Here is a 5,319-nt window from a genome sequence, read left to right as displayed (position 1 = left end):
ATATACAATAGGGAATTAATCCCTTATGAAACAGGAAGAGGGACAATGTTTAGATATAAAAGCTATTTTGAGAAAAAAAGTGGGGATCTAAAAGATAAACAATTTACAAAAATTCTTTTATTCACGGGAATTCTAATAATTTTTCTCTGCTTCATATCTCTTATTAAAGATTAAACAATAAACAACTTTGAAACTTTGTATCTCAGTGCCTTAGCAACTCAAAAAAACAGTTCATCCCTACGAAATTTAAAAACTACGAGCTTCGCGATTAAAAAAACTCAGAACCTTAGCAACTTAGTAGCTTAGTCCCTTTCCAACAAAAGCTTAGTATCTTAGCCCCTCAGAAAAAATCACTCCTTCTCCCCGATTTTATTGACCATCAAAATCATCAGTATCCCCAGAAGTGCCATTATTAAAAATGCCCATTTCATACTTAAATATTCAGAGATAAAACCAACCATAGGCGGAACCAGTAAAAATCCTAGATAGCCAATTGTAGAGATAGAGGTTAAGGCTGAACCGCTGCTTAATTTAGATGATCTTCCGGCGATACTAAATACAAGCGGAACGACACAGGAAACTCCAAATCCAATCAGGACATAGCCAAAAATTGTTGGATAAGCATACGGCAGGGCAAAACAAATCGCAAAACCCGTTGTGATTAAAACTCCGCTGTAAAACAAAATCCGTTTGGTGCCAAATTTCATTACGCCATAATCCCCAAACAGACGTCCCAAGGTTACTGCTGTTGCAAAAAAGACAAAGGCGGCGCTGGTTAGTTTTGGAGAAGCTTTTAGTATGTTTTTAAAATAAATACCGCTCCAGTCGTACATGGTATTTTCGCAGGCCATAGACACAAAACAAATCAGGGCGAACTTTATCAGATTTTTTTCCGGCATCGAAAAGAACTTCTTTTTTACCGGCACAGGCTCATTATGGATACTCATCGGATAAAAGCAAGCCGTAAGCCCCATCATAAAAACGCTAACGCCAAGTAAATGATGAATCGGTGCAATATGTTGTGTCACCATTACATAACCCAAACCTGCTCCCGAAAAAACAGCTATACTCCATACGGCATGAAAACGGGTTATAATTGATTTTGGATATAATTTCTGAACCTCCAGTGATTGTGCATTTATGGATAAGTTGAAAATGTTCCTCGAAGCTCCAAAAATTAAAAGTATGACGACCAACTGCCATACAAAAGCTGCTAAACCGGGTAACGCCAGAGCAATATTAAACATGATGGCTCCCAACAGCATAACATAACGACTGCTGTATTTATTTAACAGCATTCCTGTAAAAGGCATGGTCAGCATTAAACCAATCGGAAAGGCAAATAAGACAGCGCCAAACTCAGCTTCAGACAGATGCAATTGCGCCTGTATATGCGGAATACGGGACACCCAGGAAGAATATCCAAATCCTGAGAGGAAAAAAAATACAGTATTGGCCAAACGGTATCCTTTAGGTGAATGCTGCAGTTTTTTCAAGAAAGGTAAAATCATGGGGAAGTTTTCAATTTGGATACAAAATTAAGGCTTTCAGCATGTAACTGCTACTCTTTTTAAGTTTTTTAATAAACGTCAGAAATTTAATTCATTCTGCATATACCCCTCTAAATTTTGAAAAAAGTAACTCAAATATAACTCAAACTTCATAAAATCAAGCTCCAAACTATTTGTTAAAGAAATAGTATTCTTTACATTTGCACTGTTTTTATTAATTCTAAATAAAAATAATTATTTTAACCAAACTCAATATAAAATGAAATATTCTATTGTGAAAACCTATCGTTTTCTACTTACAATCAGTTTCCTTTTTTCTTTTTTCGGTTCATTTGCCCAGCAAAATTTCGGAAAAATAAAAGGGACAATCACAACATCTGATGGTGATGCTGCACCAGGTGTAAATGTTATCCTTAAAAACTCAAAATACACTACCATTAGTAATGAGGACGGCGCTTTTGAATTTAACAGAGTAAGACCAAACACCTACACTTTGCAAGTTTCTTTAGCCGGTTATGAAACTCTGGAACAGGAAGTAATTGTTTCGATCAATGAAACTACAACACTTAACTTACAATTGAAGGTTTCAAACAAACAGTTAAAAGAGGTAATCATTACCAATAATCGAAGAAAAGCTTTTCCGAAGCAAAGTACTTATGTTTCAAAAATGCCTTTAAAAAATGTCGAAAATCCCCAGGTTTACAATATCGTTTCATCTGAATTAATTAAGGAACAAGCCATTACAAATTATGAAGATGCCTTAAAAAATGTACCCGGAATTCAAAAGTTATGGGAATCTACAGGTCGTGGCGGTGATGGTGGTTCGTATTATAGTCTTCGTGGATTTGAAGTCCAGGCCAATATTGTAAACGGATTACCGGGTTTAACCAACGGAAGTTTAGATCCGGCAAACGTTGAACGCATCGAAGTCATAAAAGGTCCATCCGGAACTTTATTTGGCAGCAGTTTAGTGAGCTATGGCGGACTTATTAATACCGTTACCAAAAAACCATATAGTGGCTTTGGTGGTGAAGTCTCTTATCTGGCCGGAAGTTTCGGTTTAAATCGTATTACTGCCGATATCAATACTCCTCTAGACGATGCCGATAATGTTATTTTTAGAATTAATACTGCTTATCAAACCGAAAACAGTTTCCAGGATGCCGGATTTCGCACTTCATTTTTTGTAGCTCCTTCCCTTTCTTATAAAGTAAACGATAAGCTTTCCTTTTTGATCCATACGGAGTTAATGCTGGAAGAAAAAACAACGCCCTCAATGCTATTTTTAGGCAGAGATTCCGCTTTACAATATGCTAACTTAGCCGAATTAAACTATAATACCGATTTATCATTTTACAGCAACGATCTATCAATAAAAAATCCAAGATACAGTCTTCAGGGACAGATGAATTACAAAATTTCTGAGCAATGGACTTCGCAAACGGTTTTATCCAGAAGTTCATCAAAATCGAGAGGTTATTACACTTATATCTATGACAATGAAGACGGAAATAAAGATTTCGGATTTAACATCACCAAAGAACAATCACAAACCGTAACAACTGATATTCAACAGAATTTTATTGGTGATTTTAAAATTGGATCCATGCGCAATCGTCTTGTTGCAGGTTTGGATTATTTTGAAAGAAATGTAATGTCCGGAGGTTCCGGTTATGGCCGTCTTTACAACATTACAGCACAGGGCGAAGTGAGACAATTAAATGCTGCCAATCCTTATTATCTGACCCAAACGTCTGTTGATAAACTTCTGGCAAATGAAAAGGCCGGAAACTTTAATCAACAAGATGCGACTTATAGCGTCTATGCGTCTGATGTACTTAACATTACTTCTAAATTGTTAGCCATGGCTAGTTTAAGAGTTGATTATTTTGATACGAAAGGTGACATCAAAAATAAGAATGACGATTATACACAAACGGCTTTATCTCCAAAATTCGGATTATTATACCAGCCCGTCGAAGATAAGTTAGCCGTATTTGCCAATTACATGAATGGCTTCAGAAATATTGCTCCAGCCGTGACTTATGACTCTGATGGCAATTTAATCGGTTCCAAAACTTTTGAGGCGGAACATGCCAATCAATTGGAATTTGGAGTTAAAGCGACTATTTTCGAAGATAAATTAAATGCTACTGTGAGTTACTATAACATTAATGTAGCCAATTTAGTGACCAGTAATCCATTGTACAGCTCCCAGGGTGGTGAAGCGCAAAGCAAAGGTTTTGAATTTGACCTGAATGCTGCGCCAATAAAAGGATTAAGTATAATTGCCGGATACAGCTACAACGACAGTAAAATTACAAAAGGTGATGTTGGAAATGTTTGGCTGGAGCAAGGCAAAAGACCCTTTTGGTCAGGTCCTAAAAACTTAGTAAACTTATGGGCTACTTATAAATTTGAAGAAGGTACATTAGAGAATTTCGGTATTGGTTTTGGAGGAAATTATGCCAGTGAAAATGCCATTCTGAACAGTTCCAAAACCGGAAAATTTGTATTGCCGGATTATACTGTAATCAATGGCTCGGTTTTCTATAATTCAAATAAATTCCGCGTAGCTTTTAACATCAATAATATTGCAAACAAAGACTATTTTAATGGTGGGTGGTCTACTCTAAATCCACAAAAACCCAGAAATGTTGTAGCCAGTTTCGCCTACAAATTCTAATACAAACTCTCTGATAAAGATAAAAAAGGGGCTAATTTAAAAGATTAGTCCCTTTTACTTTTTTAGCTTACTGGGCAGATATCCAAACGTTTTTTTGAAAGCCACTGTAAAATGGTGCGGGTTTTTATAACCTAATTCTTCAGAAACAACAGATATCGGGAGATCCTTTTCTAATATCATTTGTTTCGCATATTCCATTCTCACCTGCGTCAAATAATTAAAAACAGTAGCATTAAAAACCATCTTAAAATATTTTTTAATTTTAAAATTATTCAGTCCTACCTGCGATGCAATACTCGCTAAAGTATGTTTTTCTTTAAATTGTGTTTTTAAAATATTTTCGACTTCAAGGATTTTAACATAATCGCATGCACTAAGTTCTACGCTTACTTTGGTATTTTCTTCTTCATTTATAATGGTAAATAAATACGAAAGAATCTCTACTACTTTTGATTCCAAAAAAGCTTTTTTAATGGCTCCGGAGTACGAACATTGCAAGATATCTTCTATCAAAACATTCAGTTTAGGCGAAATACTTTTGCTCGTATCCCACATTGCGTATGAGGTATGAGTAGCTATTGCTTCTGCCAAAAGCGGAATGGTGGTTTTTAAATTTGGGTAAAACAGCTGCTCTAAATAGGATGCCGTAAACGTGATTTCGAGCGTTTTTCTTCTTTTAGTCCGATAATTTAAAATGCCTTTTATTTTGGGCAAATAAAACAAATTATAGTGTCCCTGCGGAATATAAATCCCTCTGTCTGATGCATTCTCGGGGCAGTATTCATTATCACCCTCCATTTCAATATGAAGCTTTATGAACGAAAAATCGTGCTCTACTTCAATCGAGTAAAATTCATTTTCTATTATTAGATCTCTTGCCACCAAATGAACCCCATCTAACATTATATCGGTAATGACACCTCTAATTCCTTTGTAATTATAATTGATTTTCTTCTCGACAAGATCTTCCTTATTAAACCGAATAGGATCATTTACAACAACCAGTTCTCGCTTAAAAATATCACTTCTCATCACTGTTTTCATCGCTAAAATTCTATTTGCTGCTACGGGTTTAAACGCATAATTATAGTCTATAACTTACTAATTACAAGACGATTTCAT

Annotated in this window: 3 protein-coding genes; 1 reads left to right on the top strand and 2 read right to left on the bottom strand. The window is 35.6% G+C overall.

What is annotated here, in order from left to right:
* Positions 1-350: 350 nt before the first annotated feature.
* Positions 351-1,511: an MFS transporter gene (locus JO950_RS21160; RefSeq protein ID WP_202704420.1), complete on the bottom strand. Its 1,161-nt coding sequence runs from the start codon at positions 1,509-1,511 to the stop codon at positions 351-353.
* Between the two features lie 259 nt (positions 1,512-1,770).
* Here JO950_RS21160 and JO950_RS21155 point away from each other — a divergent pair, with 259 nt between their 5' ends.
* A complete protein-coding gene (locus tag JO950_RS21155) occupies positions 1,771-4,197 on the top strand; it encodes a TonB-dependent receptor (RefSeq protein ID WP_202704419.1) in 2,427 nt (808 codons plus the stop codon).
* Between the two features lie 54 nt (positions 4,198-4,251).
* Here JO950_RS21155 and JO950_RS21150 read toward each other — a convergent pair whose 3' ends face one another.
* Complete coding sequence (locus JO950_RS21150) at positions 4,252-5,241, bottom strand: AraC family transcriptional regulator (protein ID WP_202704418.1); 990 nt, start codon at positions 5,239-5,241, stop codon at positions 4,252-4,254.
* Positions 5,242-5,319 lie beyond the last annotated feature (78 nt).

This window comes from Flavobacterium sp. UGB4466 (assembly GCF_903469665.1).
GTDB lineage: Bacteria > Bacteroidota > Bacteroidia > Flavobacteriales > Flavobacteriaceae > Flavobacterium > Flavobacterium lipolyticum.
Note: the sequence above shows the minus strand (reverse complement) of the source record. Positions and strands in the feature narration are given on the sequence as shown.